18 protein-coding genes are annotated in these 20,702 nt (G+C 59.4%); 9 read left to right on the top strand and 9 right to left on the bottom strand.

The features are described from left to right. Positions 1–22: 22 nt before the first annotated feature. Entirely contained in the window at positions 23–973 is a 951-nt protein-coding gene (locus tag EGM97_RS22520) for a choline sulfate utilization transcriptional regulator (RefSeq protein ID WP_238962822.1), read from the top strand. A 136-nt stretch (positions 974–1,109) separates the two neighbouring features. Here the strand turns inward: EGM97_RS22520 and EGM97_RS22515 are convergent, their stop codons facing one another. Then, positions 1,110–1,769: an NAD(P)-dependent oxidoreductase gene (locus EGM97_RS22515; protein WP_238962821.1), complete on the bottom strand. Its 660-nt coding sequence runs from the start codon at positions 1,767–1,769 to the stop codon at positions 1,110–1,112. Between the two features lie 85 nt (positions 1,770–1,854). Here EGM97_RS22515 and EGM97_RS22510 point away from each other — a divergent pair, with 85 nt between their 5' ends. After that, positions 1,855–2,181, top strand: a complete 327-nt coding sequence (locus EGM97_RS22510; protein WP_238962820.1) for a DOPA 4,5-dioxygenase family protein — start codon at positions 1,855–1,857, stop codon at positions 2,179–2,181. Between the two features lie 14 nt (positions 2,182–2,195). Here EGM97_RS22510 and EGM97_RS22505 read toward each other — a convergent pair whose 3' ends face one another. Together EGM97_RS22505 and EGM97_RS22500 are read right to left on the bottom strand one after the other, a co-directional pair. Next, positions 2,196–2,702, bottom strand: a complete 507-nt coding sequence (locus EGM97_RS22505; RefSeq protein WP_238962819.1) for a hypothetical protein — start codon at positions 2,700–2,702, stop codon at positions 2,196–2,198. Next, positions 2,699–3,712 (bottom strand): AAA family ATPase, encoded by a 1,014-nt coding sequence (locus EGM97_RS22500; protein ID WP_238962818.1) that lies wholly within the window; start codon positions 3,710–3,712, stop codon positions 2,699–2,701. The genes EGM97_RS22505 and EGM97_RS22500 overlap by 4 nt, the downstream gene beginning before the upstream one ends. Before the next feature lie 415 nt (positions 3,713–4,127). On the opposite strand from EGM97_RS22500, the gene EGM97_RS22495 reads away from it, so the two are divergent. The 5 genes from EGM97_RS22495 (at position 4,128) to EGM97_RS22475 (ending at position 10,827) form a co-directional block, all read left to right on the top strand. Beyond that, entirely contained in the window at positions 4,128–5,435 is a 1,308-nt protein-coding gene (locus tag EGM97_RS22495) for a CitMHS family transporter (RefSeq protein ID WP_238962817.1), read from the top strand. A gap of 70 nt (positions 5,436–5,505) precedes the next feature. Continuing rightward, positions 5,506–6,273, top strand: a complete 768-nt coding sequence (locus tag EGM97_RS22490; RefSeq protein WP_238962816.1) for a TerC family protein — start codon at positions 5,506–5,508, stop codon at positions 6,271–6,273. Positions 6,274–6,598: 325 nt separating this feature from the next. Next, positions 6,599–8,257: a Na/Pi cotransporter family protein gene (locus EGM97_RS22485; RefSeq protein ID WP_238962815.1), complete on the top strand. Its 1,659-nt coding sequence runs from the start codon at positions 6,599–6,601 to the stop codon at positions 8,255–8,257. A gap of 60 nt (positions 8,258–8,317) precedes the next feature. Next, entirely contained in the window at positions 8,318–9,694 is a 1,377-nt protein-coding gene (locus EGM97_RS22480; RefSeq protein WP_238962814.1) for a M16 family metallopeptidase, read from the top strand. A gap of 125 nt (positions 9,695–9,819) precedes the next feature. Next, positions 9,820–10,827 carry a DUF5924 family protein gene (locus EGM97_RS22475; RefSeq protein ID WP_238962813.1) on the top strand — a complete coding sequence of 336 codons (1,008 nt, stop codon included), beginning with the start codon at positions 9,820–9,822 and terminating at the stop codon, positions 10,825–10,827. A 151-nt stretch (positions 10,828–10,978) separates the two neighbouring features. Here the strand turns inward: EGM97_RS22475 and EGM97_RS22470 are convergent, their stop codons facing one another. The 5 genes from EGM97_RS22470 to EGM97_RS22450 all read right to left on the bottom strand — a co-directional run bounded on the left by EGM97_RS22470 (position 10,979) and on the right by EGM97_RS22450 (position 15,441). Further along, positions 10,979–12,208 (bottom strand): nucleoside recognition domain-containing protein, encoded by a 1,230-nt coding sequence (locus EGM97_RS22470; protein WP_053149365.1) that lies wholly within the window; start codon positions 12,206–12,208, stop codon positions 10,979–10,981. A gap of 198 nt (positions 12,209–12,406) precedes the next feature. Then, a complete protein-coding gene (gene gltP, locus EGM97_RS22465) occupies positions 12,407–13,738 on the bottom strand; it encodes a glutamate/aspartate:proton symporter GltP (RefSeq protein ID WP_238962812.1) in 1,332 nt (443 codons plus the stop codon). Between the two features lie 701 nt (positions 13,739–14,439). Continuing rightward, positions 14,440–14,904, bottom strand: coding sequence for an inhibitor of vertebrate lysozyme family protein (locus tag EGM97_RS22460; protein WP_238962811.1), 465 nt, complete (start codon positions 14,902–14,904; stop codon positions 14,440–14,442). 2 nt (positions 14,905–14,906) lie between these two features. Further along, positions 14,907–15,071: a DUF1328 domain-containing protein gene (locus EGM97_RS22455; RefSeq protein ID WP_003177151.1), complete on the bottom strand. Its 165-nt coding sequence runs from the start codon at positions 15,069–15,071 to the stop codon at positions 14,907–14,909. A gap of 82 nt (positions 15,072–15,153) precedes the next feature. Next, positions 15,154–15,441 (bottom strand): hypothetical protein, encoded by a 288-nt coding sequence (locus EGM97_RS22450; RefSeq protein ID WP_238962810.1) that lies wholly within the window; start codon positions 15,439–15,441, stop codon positions 15,154–15,156. A gap of 461 nt (positions 15,442–15,902) precedes the next feature. On the opposite strand from EGM97_RS22450, the gene algB reads away from it, so the two are divergent. After that, positions 15,903–17,249, top strand: a complete 1,347-nt coding sequence (gene algB / locus EGM97_RS22445; protein ID WP_238962809.1) for a sigma-54-dependent response regulator transcription factor AlgB — start codon at positions 15,903–15,905, stop codon at positions 17,247–17,249. A 10-nt stretch (positions 17,250–17,259) separates the two neighbouring features. Then, positions 17,260–19,050: a KinB sensor domain-containing domain gene (locus EGM97_RS22440; protein WP_238962808.1), complete on the top strand. Its 1,791-nt coding sequence runs from the start codon at positions 17,260–17,262 to the stop codon at positions 19,048–19,050. Positions 19,051–19,053: 3 nt separating this feature from the next. Here EGM97_RS22440 and EGM97_RS22435 read toward each other — a convergent pair whose 3' ends face one another. Continuing rightward, the gene (locus EGM97_RS22435; RefSeq protein ID WP_238962807.1) at positions 19,054–20,667 is read right to left on the bottom strand and encodes an EAL domain-containing protein; all 1,614 of its coding nucleotides are present in this window, start codon (positions 20,665–20,667) and stop codon (positions 19,054–19,056) included. Positions 20,668–20,702 lie beyond the last annotated feature (35 nt).

Genomic DNA, 20,702 nt, shown 5'->3' with positions numbered 1-20,702 from the left:
ATGACTAGGATAAGCACAGCTTATGTATGAAGCATTGGGAGACCTGTCCCTGGATCTGTTCCGGGTGTTTGAAGCCGCAGCACGCCAGCGAAGCTTCACGGCGGCCGCCATTGAGTTGGGAACGACACAACCGGCTATCAGCCAGCAGATCAAGCGCCTGGAAGAACAACTCGGTACACGCTTGTTCGATCGCATTTACCGGGGCATCGAACTGACCGAAGCCGGCACGATCCTGTTCGAGCAGGTCCAGGTCGGGTTGCAGAGCATCGACGCAGGGCTGAGCGCCGTCACGGCCCAACAGCAACATGAAGTGCTGCAGGTCGCCACGGATTTCGCGTTCGCTGCCTACTGGCTGATGCCGCGATTGCACCGCTTTCATGCGGCCAACCCACAGGTGGATGTCAGCCTGGTCACTGGCGAGCGCAACCACAATATGCTGCGCACGGACATCGACGTTGCAGTGCTTTTCGGCGACGGTCGCTTCAAGCAAGGCGAAAGTCATTGGCTCTTCAGTGAAGAAGTCTTCCCGGTGTGCAGTCCGCTGCTGCTCAAGGAACGCACCCCGCCTCTGCCCGCCCAGGCCCTGTCGGAGTTTGCGCTGTTGCATCTGCGTGGTGGTAACGGCAGCAGTTGGTTCGACTGGAATGGCGTGTTCCGCGAGCTGGGCATCACCTCCCCACCGGCGCCAGGACAACTGCGTTTCGACAATTACACCTTGTTGATCCAGGCAGCCATTGGTGGCCAAGGCGTCGCCATTGGCTGGCGCCACCTTGTGGATAACTTATTGGCCCAAGGCCTGCTGTGTCGTCCGATCGCCGAGACGGTGTTGTCGCGACTGGGTTATTACGTGGTCTTGCCCCAGCGTAAACGGCGCGGCGCCCTGATCAGGCAGTTCGTGGACTGGTTGATGGAAGAACAAGCCAACAGTGGCGAGTCGCTGACCGGACTGCCGTTGCCATCAATTGCGGTTTAAGAGGTTAGCCCCGATGGCACTCACCTTTGTGGCGAGGGGATTTATCCCCGCTGGACTGCGAAGCGGTCCCAAAAAAGACAGGGTCGCTTCGCGCCTCAGCGGGGATGAAGCCCCTCGCCACAGGTTTGCCCGGCCGTCAGGTGGCGGCTATGAAGTTCACATGCTGGCCCACATGCAGGTTCAAGCGCAGCTCGTCGGCGATGCCCACGGCCACCCTGTTCAGCCGCTCCAGTGACTCGGCCATGCCGGGTTCCAGGCTGCTGCTGACTTGGGTGAAGTGCTCGATGCCCAGCCCCGGTGCGGCGTAAGGCGAATCGATGAGGGTCCACTGCAACGGGCTGTTCTGCAGGGCGTCGAGGATTTCTTCAGCGGCGTGACGCTGCAAATCATCTTCAACCTGCTCCTCGTCGAGCACCGCGAAATCGCCCACCAGAAACAGCCGGGGGATGTTGGCCGCCTGCATCCCGGCGATCAGTGCGTCCACGGCCAATACCTGCTCCACCGGGCCCGGAATGAGCATCCGCTCCACTTGCTCGCTGCTCATCGGCAATCCGGGAGCATTGAGCAGGCATACCACCGCGTTGGCGCCGGCTACGCTTTGCTTGACCCGCTCGGGGTCATAAAGATCACCGGCCTTGGTCCGCAAGCCCGGACGCGGTGCCAGTGCCGTGAGGTCGTCGAGGATGGCAATGATTTCATGCTGGCGCCGCAGCATCTCAGCCATCAACGCACTGCCGAGGCTGCTCATGGCACCATAGAGCACCACTTTGACGACCGGGGTTTCGGCGTTTCTCATGACTGTCGATTCCTTTTATGCCGCGTATAAGCCTCTGACCCGTGAAAAACGAAGAGGGTTCGGCCCGTATTGCAAGGAGTGACAGATGCAACGGATCAGGGGCTACCACGCCCATGTGTATTTCGACGCCAGCACCCTCGACCAGGCGCGGACGCTGTGTGAAGAAGCGGCGCGGCTATTCCCGCTGACCATGGGCCGGGTCCACCAACGCCCGGTCGGGCCTCACCCGGACTGGAGCTGCCAACTGGCGTTCGACCCGCAATACATCGGCGTGGTCCTGCCGTGGCTGGCGCTCAACCGCAACGGCCTAGTGATTTTCCTGCACCCCAATACCGGCGATGACCTGAAGGACCACACCGACCATGCAATCTGGATGGGCGCGGTGCGACCGTTGGATCTTTCGGTGTTTTGAGTATTGCCGATAGGTCAATGAATCAGCTTCAGCTCACGCGCTTTGTCATCGTTGATGACGCTGACGGAGCCCGGCCTGAAGCCCATGGTTTTAACCAGTGAATTCATTTCCTTGGCCAACGCGCTTTGAAGAGGCGGCAACCAATCGCTGCGAAAGTCATTGATGACGAGTATGCACTTGAATGTGCAGGTGCCCAGGTCCAGACGCAGGAAGCGAGCGGGTAACAACTCGGCCGCTTGCCGATGGCGCTTCAAGCAAGAGGCCAAGGTCAATTGGACGGAGTTAGTCAGTTTTTGCCGTATTTCGTCAACGTAAGTTGCGAAGCTCTTGGGGGCGCTTGATTTGGCTTCAATGACCCAAACTTCTTCCGCCCCGTTCACGCCGGGACGAATGAGTACGAACTCCGCAATCATCAGGCCTTGGCCCAAGTCCTTATAGAAGGGACTCTTCTCTATCGGAAAAATCTCGTCTTCAGCATAGGGGCCAAAGTTCATGCCTGATTCAACGAAGGAAATACTCATCCCAGAGCCAACTCCACTTCCTCTTCATAAAGCCGGATAGACTCATCAATGATCGGGTTATCAGGCATTCCCGATAAAAGATCATTCGCCACCCAGTGGTCCTTGATGAAAGACAGCACTGGCAGCGGCATCTGCTGTTTTTGCGCCGCCACGTACAACGCTTTCACAACGAAGTACGAGTGACTGGCAATGAAGAACTGAATACCGCTGGCGGCAAGCGATACGATGATCTCGATCAGCCGAGAGATAGCAACGGGATGCAAAGCAGATTCCGGTTCGTCGATAAAGACAACCGAATCCTTGGAGAGGTAACGATTACCCAGCAACGTATCCAGAATTGCGATTTTCTTCACGCCTTCGGCGGTCGCGCCTATCGGGAATTTCTGGTTGCCCTTCTTGAACTGCCAGCGGCTGGTCTTGCTGTCGAACTCAACCTTGCCGTCGAACATGTCCTCCAGACTTTCTCTGGCCTTGGCGAAGTGTGCGTGATTCTTACCCTTGGTTGGCGTGATACGCAGTGCCCGGGCTAGATCGTAGTAGGTATCGTCAAAGCCGAATTCTTTATCTACGTCACGACTTTTCAAAATGATGCTTTGAAGAGAAAGTACTTCCTTGGGCGGAAGGAAAATGGAGTTGCTTTCCCGCGGGGAAACGTGATTTTCCAAGGACGCTATATTTTTGGTGGTATCCCTGCCGAAGCTGTAACGAAACTCCTTGGTGTCGACCCTGACCCTGGACGTCAGCGGACCATCGGAATTTTTTGTTACCAGGTCGCCAATCTTGTCTGCCTGGAAAGTCCAGTAGAGCTTATCAGCCAATATTTCGGCAGCCGAACGCTGGTCGTTCCCACGCTGATACTCTTCAAGCGTCCGCATGCTGCAATACAAGGCCTTTAACAAAAATGTCTTGCCGCTGCTGTTGGCGCCGATGATCAGATTGATGTTTGAAAGCTTGCCCCAACGAATGTGCCGCAGCGGACCGAAATTATCTAATTCAACACTGTTGAGCATTGGCTGGAGCTCCGTTTAAACCTTGCAGTTGGCGGCAAGCCTACCATTACGATTCCTGTGGATACAGCGAGCAACGCGCTCCCACGCCAAGATCGGAAATGACCGACAAGACGCCTTCAGAGTCGGGTATTCGAGTGAAGGATAGAAACTTGCCCTCTGTCAGACCTTTCCATTCGCGAAAGCTGGCTGAAAGCTTGCCCGATTAGCATCACCTCCACTACCGGCAAAGACCGGTGGCCAGAAACGGATTTCCACGACCACCCGTTCGGCCTTTTTAACAACAACAATGGTGATTCTGATGTCCGCTGCTCTACGTCCCGCTGCCCCCCCTCCATCCGTCCGCCCCGTGTCTTACGTTCTGCGCTGACCTGACCGGTTCGCCTTTACCCGCCGCGCCACGCCTGGAGTATTTCCCATGCTGACTTTCCTTGGCTTCGCCATGGTCATCACGTTCATGTTCCTGATCATGACCAAGCGCCTGTCCGCGCTGATCGCCCTGATCATTATTCCGATCCTGTTCGCCCTGTTCGGTGGTTTTGCGCCGAAGATCGGCCCGATGATGCTCGAAGGCATCACCAAGCTCGCGCCCACTGGCGTGATGCTGATGTTCGCCATTCTCTATTTCGCCCTGATGATCGACTCCGGCCTGTTCGACCCGGCCGTGCGCAAGATCCTCAAGCTGGTTAAGGGCGACCCGCTGAAAGTTTCGGTCGGCACCGCCGTTCTGGCGCTCGTCGTTTCCCTCGATGGTGACGGCGCGACCACTTATATGATCTGTGTGGCCGCCATGCTGCCGCTCTACAGCCGCATCGGCATGAGCCCACGGATCATGGCCGGCCTGATCATCCTCGCCGGCGGCGTGATGAACATGACCCCTTGGGGCGGCCCGACCGCTCGTGCGGCCAGCGCACTGCATGTGGATCCCTCCGACATCTTCGTGCCGATGATTCCTGCGATGGCGTTCGGCGTCGTGGCCATCCTGGTGATTGCGTACATGTACGGTAAGCGCGAGCGTGCACGCCTGGGCGAATTGCATTTGGTGGGCGATGAAATCGACCACAGCGAAATCAGTGTTTCCCAGTTCCCCGACGCCCGTCGTCCGAAACTGATCTGGTTCAACGGCGCGCTGACCCTGGGCCTGATGTGCACCCTGATCGCCGGCCTGCTGCCGCTGCCGGTGCTGTTCATGGTGGCCTTCAGTATCGCGATGATCGTCAACTACCCTTGCCTGCAGCAGCAGAAAGATCGCGTTGCGGCGCATGCCGGTAGTGTACTGGCGGTGGTCGGGCTGATCTTTGCGGCGGGTATCTTCACCGGCATTCTGTCCGGTACCGGCATGGTCGATGCCATGTCCAAGAGCCTGCTGGCGGTGATCCCGGACTTCCTCGGCCCGTACCTGGCGGTCATCACTGCCCTGGCGAGCATGCCGTTCACTTTCTTCATGTCGAACGATGCATTTTATTACGGGGTGTTACCGGTTCTCGCCGAAGCCGCCAGTCACTATGGCATCTCGCCGGTTGAAATGGCCCGTGCCTCGATCGTCGGCCAACCCGTGCACCTGTTGAGCCCGCTGGTTCCATCCACCTACCTGCTGGTGGCCCTGGCCGGGATCGAGTTCGGCGATCACCAGCGCTTCACCTTGAAGTGGGCAGTATTGGTTTGCCTGTGCATAATGTTCGCCGCCTTGCTGATGGGGATCTTTCCGCTGTTCAGCACTCTATAAAAGCAATACCCGCTGCGTCGCTTTCGTACAAACGGGCGGCGCGGCCTAACACTCGTACAAAGGAACTCACATGGAATGGCTGACCAACCCGGAAATCTGGGTTGCCTTCTTTACCCTGACTGCCCTGGAGATCGTCCTGGGCATCGATAACATCATCATGATCTCGATCCTGGTCAGCCGCATGCCCAAGCACATGCAGGCGCGCACCCGGATCTTCGGTCTGGCGCTGGCCATGATCACCCGGATCCTGCTGCTGTTGTCCATCACCTGGGTCATGCGCCTGACAACCGATTTGTTCGAGGTGTTCGGCCAGGGTATCTCCGGTCGCGACCTGATTCTGTTCTTCGGTGGCCTGTTCCTGCTGTGGAAAAGCTCCCAGGAGATGTACCACGCGCTGGAAGGCGAAGATGAAAGCAGCGACGAGCCTTCGGGCAAGGGCGGCAACTTCCTCTACACCATCATCCAGATCGCGATCATCGACATCGTCTTCTCCCTGGATTCGGTCATCACCGCCGTGGGCATGGTCTCCCATGTACCGGTGATGGTGGCGGCGATCATCGTGGCCGTGCTGGTGATGATGCTGGCCTCGGGCACTATCAGCACGTTCATCGACAAGCACCCGTCGCTGAAGATGCTGGCGCTGTCGTTCCTGCTGGTGGTCGGTACCGTGCTGATCGCCGAATCGTTCGATGTGCATGTGCCAAAAGGCTACGTCTACTTCGCCATGGCGTTCTCCCTGGCGGTGGAAGCCATCAACATCAAGATGCGTACCACGATTGCACGCAAGCGCAAGCAACAGGATCCGGTGAAACTGCGCAAGGATGTTCCGGGTCAGTAACTGTATGGGGCAATGAAAAAAGGGGCTCTTGGAGCCCCTTTTTTCATGCCCGCCGAAAGGGCCAGGCTGAACCTTGTGTGGGAGCGGGCTTGCTCGCGAAGGCGGTATGTCTGGCCCATTTTCGCCAACTGATCCACCGCCTTCGCGAGCAAGCCCGTTCCCACAAGGGGAAGTTGCGACGGTTTTTATGACAGATTTGTTTCAATCGATTCTTTAGCTGTGCAATGCTGGCGTCCGGACCTTTCGCCAACTAAATCTTTAAGTACAAGTAAAACGAAGTGGCACCGTCAATTTGTCCCTTTGGGACGCTAACAGGGGGCTTCTCATGCTGACCCTGCTCAATTTGCTCTCCGCCGTGGCCCTGCTGATCTGGGGCACGCACATCGTCCGTACCGGCATCCTGCGGGTCTACGGCACGAACCTGCGGCACGTCATCGGACAGAACATGTCCAGGCGCTGGCTGGCTTTCATTGCGGGAATCATGGTCACGGCCATGGTCCAGAGCAGCAACGCCACGGCCATGCTCGTCACCTCCTTCGTCGGCCAGGGACTGATGGCGTTGACACCCGCCCTGGCAACCATGCTCGGCGCCGATGTCGGTACGGCGCTGATGGCACGGGTGCTGACCCTGGACCTGTCGTGGCTGTCACCGCTGCTGATCTTCCTTGGGGTGATCTTTTTCCTGTCGCGCAAACAGACCCGTGTCGGGCAGATGGGCCGCGTCAGCATCGGCCTGGGCCTGATCATCCTGGCGCTGCAATTGATCGTCGAAGCCGCCACGCCCATCACTCACGCCCAAGGCGTGAAAGTGATCTTCGCCTCGTTGACCGGCGACATCCTCCTCGACGCGCTGGTCGGTGCCCTGTTTGCGATGATTTCCTACTCCAGCCTCGCCGCCGTGTTGTTGACCGCGACCCTGGCAGGCGCCTCGGTGATCAGCCTGCCGGTGGCCATTGGTCTTGTGATCGGCGCCAACATTGGCAGCGGCGTACTGGCGTTCCTCAGCACCAGCATGCAGAACGCCGCGGGACGTCAGGTGGCATTGGGTAGCCTGCTGTACAAGCTGATTGGCTTGTTGCTGATCATCCCGGTGCTCGATCCGCTGGTAGGCTGGCTCGATAGCCTGGACTTCAGCCCCCAGGAAACGGTTATCGGCTTCCACCTGCTCTACAACTCGGTGCGTTGCCTGGTGCTGCTGCCCAGCGTCGCCCCCATGGCGAGGCTCTGCGCCTGGCTGCTACCAGAGCGCCCGGACACCAACGGCACGGTCAAACCACGCCATCTGGACCCGGCCGCCCTCGCCACACCGAGCCTGGCCCTGGCCAACGCGGCCCGGGAAACCCTGCGCATGGGCGATCAGATCGAAAACATGCTCGAAGCCATGCTCGATGTGTTGCACGGCCAGCAGACAGCCGTTACCCAGGAATTAAGGCGCGTAAGCGATGACGTCGAAGCCCTGTGCAGCGCCATCAAGTTGTACATGGCCCAGATGCCCCGCGAAGACCTGAGCGAGCAGGATAGCCGCCGATGGGCGGAAATCATCGAGCTGGCGATCAACCTGAAGCTGGCGAGCGACCTCATCGAACGCATGCTGCGCAAGGTCCAGCAACAGAAGACCTCGCAGCGTCGCTCCTTTTCCGACGTGGGCCTGGAAGAACTGGCAGGGCTGCACAGTCACTTGATTGCCAACCTGCGGCTGGGCCTGTCGGTGTTCCTCAGCGCCGACCGGGAAAGCGCCCGTCAGTTGCTGCGCGAGAAACGGCGCTTTCGCGCGCAGGAAAGGCGAATGGCCCACGCCCACGTCAGCCGTTTGCATAGAAAGGTCGTACAAAGCCTGGAAACCAGTTCCCTGCACCTGGAGTTGATCGCTGACATGAGGCGCCTCAATTCGCTGTTCTGCGGCAGTGCCTATGTCGTGTTGGAAACTTCGGAGATCGGTGCCCTGGCGGCAGATGAAGTTTCGGACATCACCCATTCACCTTGAACATCTGGCGCGTTGTCCAGTCAACAAGGTTGGACTGTCAGCCGCCAGGATGCTCAACTTATGCGTGGTCTGTTACTCGCCCTCCTCTTGTTAGCCTCGCTGCCCGTGCCGGCCCTGGATCGGTTCCAGGTCGAAGGGTATGCGCTGCCCAACGGTATGCAATTGCTGCTCAAACCGGGCAGCGAACGCGGGCATGTCGCGATCCGGCTGGTGATTGGCGTGGGCCTGGACGATTTCAACTGCGCCGACAAAGAACTGCCGCACCTGCTCGAACATGCGCTGTTCAGTGGTGTCGATGGCGAGGACGAGGGAGCGCTGGAGGAGCGCATGCAGGCGTTGGGCGGCGAGTGGAACGCCTTTACGAGCAACGCCGACACCACGTTCGTGATCGAGGCGCCGGCCAGCAACCAGCGCAAGGTACTGGATTTGCTCCTGTCGGTGCTGACCCGCACCCGTATCGACGACAAAGCCCTGGAGGCCGCCAAGCGGGTGGTCGAGCGCGAGGATGGCGGGCATTACACCCACCTGCAACGCTGGCTCGACCGTCAGGATCTCGGCCACAAGGCCAGCAACCAGCTGGCGGTGGAGCTGGGCCTGCGTTGCGCCGAACGGGCCGAGGTGAAGCAGCATACCCTTGCCCGGCTCGAGCAGGTGCGCAAAACCTGGTACGCACCGAACAACATGACACTGATCGTGGTCGGTGATCTCGACCGCGTGCTGCCGGCCTATCTGGAGCGTACCTTTGGCGCGCTCGAACCCGTCGAACCCAGCACCCATAGGCCGTTGCCACAAATCCGCTACAGCGCCGTCACCAAGCGCAACCTGACTCGCGGCCTGGTGGGGGATGGCGCCAAGCTGCACTGGCTGTTCCCCGAGCCAGTGCTGGACCAGCAACACGACGAAACCTTCGACCTGCTCAAGGATTACCTGGACTGGGCACTCTACCGCCAGCTACGCCTGACCCACGGCCTGTCTTACGGCCCTTGGGCAGAGCGGGAAGTATTCGGTGGCGTTGGCTTCCTCAGCCTGAACGCAGACCTGGCCCGCGAGGATATTCCGGAAGCCGAACAGGCGCTGGAGGCGTTGCGCGCCACCTTGCTCAAGGACGGGCTGGATCCCGACACGTTCATGCGCATCAAACGTGCGGCTATCGCCCACCAGTCCTGGGCGGTTCAAGGCAACAGCGCCCTGGCCGACTATTACTGGAGTGCCCTGGCCGACTATGACGACGGTCACTTCGCCAATCCCGCCGTACGCTTACAGGCGGTGAGCCTGGAGCAGGCCAACCAGGCTCTGGGCGAACTGCTCAAGGATCCGGGTTACTTGCGTATCGAAAAGCCGCTGCTCAGCGACGATGAGCTGGTGTGGGGGTTGGGCGGTTTGCTGGGGTTGTTGCTGTTGGGATGGGTGGTGTGGCGGGCGCGTCGCAAGGCTTGACCCTCTGCTGTAGGAGCATGGCTTGCCCAAGAGAAATCCCTTCTACCCAAGAGCACGCTCGTCACATCGAGGTTCGGACGATACTCTGTCAGGGATATTTCTACGACTTACTGTGAAACCGCCTAATGCAGACCCTGACTCACTACATCCAGCGCATCCTTGAACTGATGAAGCGCTACCCAGGGGTCATTGCGCTTGGGGGCTTCATCTCCGGTGTCGGCAGTTTCATGCTGGTGGACCGCCAGCAGAGCCTGGCCAGTTGGATCTCGGTCGTGATGCTGGTGAGCTGGCTCTGGCTGATGCTGGAAAACAGCCTGACCCGTCTGTTCGCCCGGGTTTTCAAACGGGAAATACCCCAGCCGCTGTTGCGTTACGCCACGCAAATGATTCACCAGGAAAGTCTGTTTTTCGTCCTGCCGTTCTTCTTCATCACCACCACCTGGAACAGCAGCCAACTCCTTTTCACCGGCCTGCTCGGTGCGGCGGCGCTGGTTTCGATCATCGATCCGCTGTACTACAAATGGCTGGCTCCCCGACGCTGGGCGTTTTTGGCACTGCACACGCTGACGCTGTTCGCCGCCCTGCTCACGGCGCTGCCCATCATTCTTCACCTGACCACCGACCAGAGCTTCAAATTGGCGCTGGGCATTGCGATGCTGTTGTCGTTCCCGAGCCTGGCCTCGATCTTCCCCATCCGCACCGTGCGCAACGCATTGGCGATTCTCTGTATCACCCTGGGAATTGGCGCCGCCGGGTGGCTGCTGCGCTCCTGGGTGCCGCCGGCCACGCTGTGGATGACAGAAGTGGCGATCAGCACCCAATTGGAGGACCGTACGCCGGGCGCCAGCCTCAAGGAAGTCACGGCCGCCCAGATTCGCGGCAACGGTCTGTTCGCGTACACCGCCATCAATGCGCCACGGGGCCTGGATGAGCGGATCTGGCACGTCTGGCAGTTCAACGGCAAGGAAGTGGACCGTATCGCCCTGGATATCCATGGCGGGCGCAAGGAAGGCTATCGCGCCTGGACCCACAAGCAGAACTTCCCGGACAACCCCACGGGCAAATGGCAGGTGCGGGTGCTGACCGACAATGGGCAGATGCTTGGCGTGTTGCGGTTCAAGGTGACGGACTGAGCAGGGGCAAGCTTGTCCAAACCGACCAACCAAATCACAACCCCTGTGGGAGCGGGCTTGCTCGCGAAGACACTTGCAGGGTCAACATCGATGTTGATTGACACACCGCCTTCGCGAGCAAGCCCGCTCCCACAGAGGTCTCAGTGGCTACTCAACCAAAGAACCAGTAACACACCCCAATGGCTCCCAGCACACCGGCCAACTCCGCCAGCAGCGCACAGCCCACCGCATGCCTCGCCCGCTGGATCCCCACGGCACCGAAGTAGACCGCCAGTACATAAAATGTGGTTTCGGTACTGCCCTGGATAGTGGCGGCCACCAGGGCCGGAAAGCTATCCACGCCGGACGTCTTCATGGTTTCGATCAGCATCGCCCGGGCGGCGCTGCCGGAGAACGGCTTGACCATGGCGGTCGGTAACGCGTCGACGAAACGGGTGTCCCATCCCGCCCACTGCACCAGGTGGCGGATGCCGTCCAGGCCGAAATCCAGCGCTCCCGAGGCCCGCAACACGCCGACGGCGCAGAGCATGGCCACCAGGTATGGCAACAGGTTCTTCGCCACGTCGAACCCCTCCTTGGCGCCCTCGACGAAGGCTTCATACACCTTGACCTTGCGCAGCGCGCCGATCACCAGGAACAGAATGATCAGGCCGAACAAGGTCAGGTTGCCCAGGATCGACGACAAACTCGCCAACGCCGTGGCCGAGAGCGTTGCCAGCAGCGCCATGAAGCCGCCCAATACCAGCGCGCCAGGAACCAGGTAGGCCAGCACCACGGGGTCCCACAGGCGAAGGCGTTGCACGACCGCCACCGACAACAGCCCCACCAGGGTCGAACAGCTGGTGGCGAGCAGAATTGGCAGGAATACCAGGGTCGGATCAGGCGCGCCTTGCTGGGCGCGATACATGAAGATCGTGACCGGCAACAGCGTCAGCGAAGACGCGTTGAGCACCAGGAACAGAATCTGCGCATTGCTGGCTGCGGTCGGGCTCGGGTTCAAGTCCTGAAGGGCGCGCATCGCTTTCAGGCCAATGGGGGTAGCGGCATTGTCCAGCCCCAGGCCATTGGCGGCGAAGTTGAGGGTAATCAGGCCGATGGCCGGGTGGCCGGGCGGCACTTCCGGCATCAAACGCAAGAACAGCGGGCCGAGGGCCTTGGCCAGCCAGTCGACGATGCCGGCCTTTTCGGCGATCCGCAGGAAGCCCAGCCATAAGGTGAGGGTGCCGAACAACAGGACCATGACCTCTACCGACAGCTTGGCCATGGCAAAAATGCTTTCCACCATCGCCGCGAAGATCCCGGCGTTGCCGCCGACCAGCCACTGCATCAGCGCCGACACGGCCGCCACGATAAAGAAGCCAAGCCACAGGCCATTGAGCATTGGTTAAATCCCCCCGGAAGATGTCGCGAATGATAGCGGGGCTGGCAGAAACGACAAACCCCGGAGTTATCCGGGGTTTGTTCAGAGGACGCCATCGCGAGCAGCTCGCTCCCACAAGGGTTATGCGCCGTATGCGCATTCTGGAATCACTGAGATCCAACTGTGGGAGCGAGCCTGCTCGCGATGGCGTCGGGCGTGTTAACGGCTGGAAGTCTCTCCCGCCGGCAACGGCTCCTTGCTGCGCCAGTGCGGCAGGGAGTTCCAGTAGCGCTGGCCCTTGGCATCGTCGTACATACCTTCCCAACGTGCGATCACCAGTACGGCCAAGGCGTTGCCGATGACGTTCAGTGCGGTGCGGGCCATATCCATGATGCGGTCGACACCGGCAATGAAGGCCAGCCCTTCCAGCGGAATACCGACGCTGCCCAGAGTCGCCAGCAACACCACGAAGGACACGCCCGGAACGCCGGCGATGCCCTTGGAGGTCACCATCAAGGTCAGCACCAGCATCAACTGCTGGCTGATGGACAGATCGATACCATACAACTGGGCAATGAAAATGGCCGCGATACTTTGATACAGGGTCGAACCGTCGAGGTTGAACGAGTAACCGGTGGGCACCACGAAGCTGCAGATGGCTTTCGGTGCGCCGTAGGCTTCCATCTTCTCGATCACCCGTGGCAGCACGGTTTCGGAACTGGCAGTGGAGTAGGCCAACACCAGTTCATCCTTGAAGATGCGCATGAGCTTGAGCACCGAGAAGCCGAACAGACGCGCGACCAGGCCCAGCACCACGAAGGCGAAGAAGGCAATGGCGACATAAACCAGGATCACCAGTTTCGCCAGCGGCAGCAGGGATGCGAAGCCGAAGTTGGCGACGGTCACCGCGATCAGTGCGAATACGCCGATCGGCGCGTAGTTCATGATCATGTGGGTGACCTTGAACATGCTTTCCGACACGCCCTGGAACATTTTCACCAGCGGCTCGCGCAGGTCTGCCTGCAAGCTGGAAAGACCGAGACCAAACAGTACGGAGAAGAAGATGATCGGCAGCATCTCGCCGCGGGCGGCGGCTGCGAAAATGTTCGACGGGATCAGGTTGAGGATGGTCTGAATGAACGCATGCTCATGCTGGACTTCGGCGGCCGTGGCCTGGTACTTGGAAATATCCACCGTACCCAGGGTGCTCATGTCGATGCCGCTGCCCGGGTGGAAGAAATTGGCCAGGAGCAGGCCAACGACGATGGCAATGGTGGTGACGATTTCGAAGTAAACAATGGTCTTGAAGCCGATACGCCCGAGTTTCTTGGCGTCCCCGACGCCGGCGATGCCGACGATCAACGAGGAGATCACGATCGGGATCACGATCATCTTGATCAGACGGATAAAGATATCGCCCGCCGGTTGCAGCACGTTGCTGATCCACCAGGCCTTCTCGGCACTGAAATGGTTGAGCAGCGCGCCGAGTGCAATTCCGAGCACCAGCCCGATGAGGATCTGCCAGGCGAGGCTTAGTTTTGCCTTCTTCATATCATTACCCTTACTTCGATTGGACTCGGGCAGACGCACAGATGGGATCGTCATTGCGATTCGAATCTACGCATCCACCCCCGTATAAGGTCACCCCGAGCGCGCGCTGGCGGCTTACTGGCGGGCGAAAAAAGGCGCAACTATTGCGATGCGAGGTGGGATCGTCTAATGCCGTAAACGCCTACCCTATGCCGAATCGGCATGAGATTTTTCAAACAAAACACGCGTCCCAACCGGTTCGAATGTGCCATTTCGACTGGCAAAAGCGCCGTGAGCCGGCCATTTCAGCGTAGCCTGCACTTTTTTCAGCGCCCGGAAAACCGACGAAGCACAGACAAATTGTCGCAACGTCGACCAAAGAAATAAGGTGAATGTTCTCCGATTAACGGTCAGGGATCGATGGAAAGGAGCCTTGTCGGGACAATATGCCGCATCGGACAGACGACATCGAAAGGGATGTAACCAGCCGCTCTGGCCCAAGCATTCGCCGTGGGCAGCTCTACGCAGGTTCGCCCAGCCGAATCGACTTAGCGAACCTGCGTCGCAGCTTTTACCTGACCCGGCCCTTTCGCAGGCACCCCCTGTGCCCGTAGGTCACTCCGACCCTCAATGGTCAGAACGTCCCGGCCCCCTGGTCATGCAGCGGCCCTCTTCGGGCTGTGCAGAGGGAAAAGCAGGGTTGCTTTTCCCTTTGTCGAAACTCAATACCAGTTGGGATCCTTCTTGAGTTGTTCCATTAACAGTTCTTGCATACCTTCGTTGGGATTACCGAGAAAACGGTAGTCCGCATGACGGGTCGGAGACTTGTCGGCAGGGAGCCCGGCGGGCACCTCGACCAGCAAGGCGTAGGCCTCGTCCTTATCGAAACTGAAGGCGACGAACAAGCGTTTGCTGCGGCATGTCGCCTGGGTTTCACACAGCGGTCCGACCAGATATTTGTCACCGTCTTCCTCGACAGCGTTCATCTGTTCCGAATCGCCGGACAGGTTCATGACCCATTCCGGCAGACGCTCTTCTTTCTTGACGACACGCTGCCAGGTTTCGCGGTACTGCGGGTCTGCTTCGAGCAGCTGATTGACCCGCATCTGTCCGTCATTGGCAGCCATTGCCAGGGTGCTACCGCCCAGCATCAGGGCGGCGACCAGTCCTTTCAATGATGCGCCCATGGTCAGCCTCGGCCGCGACGGCCAAAGAAGAAGGAAGCGATGAACATCACCAGGAATACGACAAAGAGAATCTTGGCGATGCCCGTGGCGGTGCCTGCGATACCACCAAAGCCCAGAACGGCAGCGATGATGGCGATGATCAGGAAAGTGATAGCCCAGCTCAACATGGTGATTCTCCTTACGCTTTTCTATTTAGTTCGGGACGGGTGGTGATGGTTCCATGCGCGATAGCCGCGAGCCCATCAAGGTTTAAAACACCCAGCGTTCCTGATGGGACATGTCGGCAACCGGCTGTGCCTGATCGACGTCCATCATGCGCATCGAGGCGGACGCTTGCGCAACGCTGCCCATAGGGCTGAAGTGGGTTTGGGGGGCTCTATGAATCGACACCAGTGGCGCTTCGGGCTGTTGGCTGTAATGCCAGAGGAGCAACTGCTGACCGACCGCGAGGGTCACCAGCAGCGCCACAACAGTCCATAGGCCCTGCTGAAGGTGCAGGGACGTGATTGGAAATCGGGCGGCACGTTGACGATTCATCCTGGAATTCCTCCCACCCCGGGTGGTGATCTGGTTGGGGCGCTCAAGCGCCACGTTAACCAGACCATTGCAGACCGCATGCCAGAAATCCTAGCCAATAAAATACTTTAAAATCATATAGTTATAAGATCCTTGAACTGCGACCGGGGCGCATCCTGCACGATGCCGCAGAAAAAAGTCGTGCGTTATGCACGATCAATCAAGGGATGGGGAGCCGGTTTTCCCGGAGGGCCGGGCATGGAATTCTTTTTTGAATTGCCACTCGCGAATGACGGTCGGAATAAGCTGGGTCGGTCGTTAGGCGCACCGCGGCGTAGGAAAACGATTAGGATCCGCCCGCTACAATCCCATCTCCCACAGCGAGACTTCCAATGGGTAGTATTCGCTCAGAATCGACCATGCAACTTGCCCGATTTTTCTGACACTAACCAACATCATTGATTTAAAGGAGCGTAGGAAAAATGGAATCCGCCACTGAGCATCAAGGCCGCATTCTGCTGGTAGACGATGAGTCCGCCATCCTGCGTACTTTCCGCTATTGCCTGGAAGACGAAGGCTATACCGTCGCAACCGCTGGCAGTGCCGCCCAGGCCGAAGCCTTGCTGCAACGCCAGGTATTTGACTTGTGCTTCCTTGATCTTCGCCTGGGGGAAGACAACGGACTGGATGTGCTGGCCCAGATGCGCATCCAGGCCCCCTGGATGCGAGTAGTGATCGTCACCGCCCACTCGGCCGTCGATACAGCGGTCGATGCGATCCAGGCCGGGGCCGCCGATTATCTGGTCAAGCCATGCAGCCCGGATCAGTTGCGCCTCGCAACCGCCAAGCAGCTGGAAGTACGCCAATTGTCGGCGAGGCTGGAAGCCTTGGAAGGCGAAATGCGCAAACCCAAGGACGGTCTCGACTCCCATAGCCCGGCGATGAAGGTGGTTCTTGAAACCGCCCGCCAGGTCGCCAGCACCGACGCCAATATCCTGATTCTGGGCGAGTCGGGCACCGGTAAGGGTGAGCTGGCCCGCGCCATCCATGGCTGGAGCAAACGAGCGAAAAAATCCTGCGTCACCATCAATTGCCCGTCGCTGACGGCGGAACTGATGGAAAGCGAACTGTTTGGCCACAGCCGTGGCGCGTTTACCGGGGCCAGCGAGAGCACGCTGGGACGGGTCAACCAAGCCGATGGCGGCACGCTTTTTCTCGACGAAATTGGCGATTTTCCCCTGACATTGCAGCCTAAATTGCTCCGTTTCATTCAAGACAAGGAATATGAGCGGGTCGGTGATCCGGTGACCCGTCGGGCCGATGTCCGGATTCTCGCGGCCACCAACCTCAACCTCGAAGACATGGTGCGCGATGGACGCTTTCGCGAAGACCTGCTGTATCGCCTGAACGTCATCACGCTGCACCTGCCACCGCTGCGCGAACGCGCCGAAGATATCCTGACCCTGGCCGACCGCTTCCTGGCTCGCTTCGTCAAGGAATATGCCCGCCCGGCCCGTGCATTCAGCGACGAGGCCCGCCAGGCGCTGCTAGGCTATCGCTGGCCCGGCAATATTCGCGAGCTGCGCAACGTGGTCGAACGCGCCAGCATCATCTGTGCTCAGGAAAAGGTGGAAATCAGCCACCTGGGCATGGCCGAACAACCCGTCAACAATGCACCACGCATCGGCGCACCGCTGAGCCTCGATGAACTGGAGAAGGCCCACATCGGCGCGGTGCTGGCCACGGCTGATACCCTCGACCAGGCAGCCAAGACCCTGGGTATCGACGCGTCCACGTTGTATCGAAAACGCAAGCAGTACAACCTGTGAACGGTACCTTATGAAACTGGCGATGAAGCTGCGCACCCGGCTGTTTCTCAGTATCTCGGCCCTGATCACCGTGGCGTTGCTGGGGCTGTTGCTCGGCCTGGTGAGCGTGATGCAGATGGCCAATACCCAGGAACAATCGGTTCGCGACAACTTCGTGCTGCTGGATTTGGGACTCAAGCTGCGCCAGAGCCTGGGCGACCAGTTCATGATCATGCTCGACGACAAGCCTGACCTGGCGGCGCTGGAAAACGCCAAGCGGCATTACCTTCAATGGCTGGAGGAGGGCATCGCCCACGAACAAAATCAGGACAACCCGACGGAGCGCTTCAGCCAGGCAAAAGTCGACTACCAGAAATTCCTCGACGCATACGCCGAATTTCGCCAGCAATCACCCCCACTTTCCGGCATCCAGGACCTTACCGAGAAATTCAATGTGCTGCGCAACGGCCTCATCGAAGGGTATCGGGGCGCTTTGAACAACATCGGCGACGCCCAGACCCACGCACGGGAGCGGGCCCTGCTGATTTCCAGCCTGCTGGGACTGGTGGGGCTGGCGGTATTGATCATCGGCTTCATCACCGCCCATGGCCTGGCCCGGCGTTTCGGCGCGCCAATCGAGGCGCTGGCCGCGGCGGCGGATGACATTGGCCAAGGCAATTTCGAGGTGACATTGCCGGTTTCCTCTGCTGCCGAGTTGAATCTGCTGACCCGGCGTTTCGGCATCATGGCCCAGGCATTGCGCGAGCACCAGGCCATGAACGTCGATGAACTGCTTGCCGGCCAGCAGCGTTTGCAAGCGGTGCTCGACAGTATCGACGATGGTCTGTTGATGATCGATCGCCAGGGCCGGCTGGAACACCTCAACCCGGTGGCGCAACGTCAATTGGGCTGGGATGAAGAGCGTCTGGGCCTCGGATTGGGCGAAGCCCTGGGGCGCCAGGAACTGGATGAGGAATTGCAACTGGTCCTGCGGGGCGGATCCCTGGAGCGGGCTCCGGAAGACCTGAGCATCGAGGTGGATGGCGAGTCGCGGCTGTTGACTTATAGCCTTACCCCCGTCAGCCATACCCAGGGGCACATCCTTGGCGCCGTCATGGTGCTGCACGACGTCACCGAACAGCGGGCCTTCGAGCGGGTACGCAGCGAATTCGTGTTACGGGCCTCCCATGAGCTGCGCACCCCGGTGACCGGCATGCACATGGCGTTTGGTCTGCTGCAGGAGCGCGTGCATTTCGCCGACGAATCCCGCGAAGCTGACCTGCTCAACACCGTCAACGAAGAAATGCAGCGACTGATGCAACTGATCAATGACCTGCTGAACTTCTCCCGCTACCAAAACGGACTGCAAAAACTGACCCTGGCGCCTTGCTCCATCGAAGACCTGCTGGAAGCGGCCCGATTGCGATTTGCCGACCAGGCCCAAGCCAAGGGCATCGCATTGCTCGTGGAAATCCAGGGCCCGCTGCCACGCCTGCACGCCGATGCCGGACAACTGGATCGGGTACTGGATAACCTGATCGACAATGCCATGCGCCACACAGCCGACGATGGCCAGATCCGCCTGCAAGCCCGACGCCACGGCGAGCGCGTCATCATCAGTGTCGAAGACAACGGTGAAGGCATTGCCTACGGCCAACAGGGACGGATCTTCGAACCTTTCGTCCAGGTCGGACGCAAAAAAGGAGGAGCGGGTCTCGGCCTGGCACTGTGCAAGGAGATCGTTCAACTCCACGGCGGGCGGATGGGGGTTTATTCGCGACCAGGGCAAGGTACCCAGTTTTACATGGCACTGACGGTCTGAAGCCTAGGCTTCATCGTCCAGGCGCCGCCCAAGGCGCCGTCGCCCCCGCGTGATCAGTTCGATGAGCTGCACCGCGCTCAGGGCATGGGCAAACAACCAGCCCTGGCCGAACGTGACCCCTTCGCTGCTCAGGTATGAAGCCTGGGCTTCATGTTCAATCCCTTCGGCAATCACCTTCAACTGCAACGCATGGGCCATGTGAATGATATGGGGTGCTACGCCACTGCTGGCTGCGTCGTGACCCAGGGCATCGATAAAGGCTTTGTCGATTTTCAGGCAATCCACCGGCAGGGTTTGCAGGTACGCGAGGCTGCTGTACCCAGTGCCGAAGTCATCGATCAACACTTGATGGCCCAGATCGCGCAGCGACTGCAGGTTATCCCGGGCCACGAGCACATCGATCAACCCACGCTCGGTCACCTCGAAGGCAATCTGACGCGCCGATACACGATGCCGCTCCAGCAAGCGAGCGATCACCTCACCGATACGAGGCACCATGACGTCGCAGGCCGCCAGGTTCACCGAAATGTAGAGCTGCGGATTGGCCCTCAACAGCTGGCCGAGCTGATCGAACAGTCTCTGTAATACAAAATCGGTGATCTGCCGAATCTGGCCGGTATTCTCCGCCATCGGGATGAAAAGGTCCGGGCTGGTCAGCGTGCCATCGGGCCTTCGCCAACGCAGCAACGCTTCGGCACCGACACAGAGCCGACTGCGCAAGTCGAAAATCGGCTGGTACAGCACCTGCAATTCACCGCGCCGGATGGCCCCGTGAAGCTCGGCATCCAAGGATTGGCGCTGGCGGGCCAGAAGCAGCACCTGGAAACCGATCCCAACGCCCAATGCCAGGCTGATGGGCAGCATCCACCAGGTGTTGGCCGGGAAATGCAGACCACTGCGGGAGGCAATCAGCACCAACTGATATTCAGGGTTATCGGTTTGCATTCGATAGATCAGCCGCGTGGGCGTCACCTGCAGGGCATTGTCACTATTGGCTGGCCAGGGCTCCGGGGGTGGCCAGTATTGATCGGTGCCAAGCACGGGAATCGCCCGTTTGCCATGGTCAAGCACCACCAGCAGGCTGCTGTCGGGAGGAAGGTCAACCACGTCGGTCAGATGCCCTCGTGAAGTGGCAACCCGGAAGTTACCGCGACCGAGCATCAACGCGGCGCGGTTTTCATCAGGTTCGGTCGTCGTGTTGAGCCAGTAACTGTACGTCGGCCCCCGGATATCGGGCGCACGGGCCACGGGCAATCCGCTTTGCCGCGGACGATTGGAGCACGAGCCGCGATTGTCGGTATACGCCGCCTCATAGACGAAGCGGTAATTGAAGCTGACCTGCTGCAAGGTCGCGATCATGTCATCGTCGCATCCGCGCAACGGTTGTGTCTGCAAATCGTCGAGGCTTTCGCGCAACTGCCCGAACAGCTGTTCCAGTCGTTGCAGAAAGCGCTCGCCTTGGGCATTCATCTGGTCGCTTTCGCGCTGCTTGACCTGCTGTACAGTCACGAACAGGCTTGCCGCCAGCAACAGCAGCGTACTCAGGGCAGCCGCCACCATCGCCAGAAAAAAAGGGCGATGGAGCCAGCTTTGCAGGGCTTCGCGGGTAGCCGTCATCTTGGTAATCCGAAAGTTACCAATGAGTTATAGCT

The organism is Pseudomonas sp. AF32, from assembly GCF_022342325.2.
GTDB classification, from domain to species: domain Bacteria; phylum Pseudomonadota; class Gammaproteobacteria; order Pseudomonadales; family Pseudomonadaceae; genus Aquipseudomonas; species Aquipseudomonas uvaldensis.
Note: the sequence above shows the minus strand (reverse complement) of the source record. Positions and strands in the feature narration are given on the sequence as shown.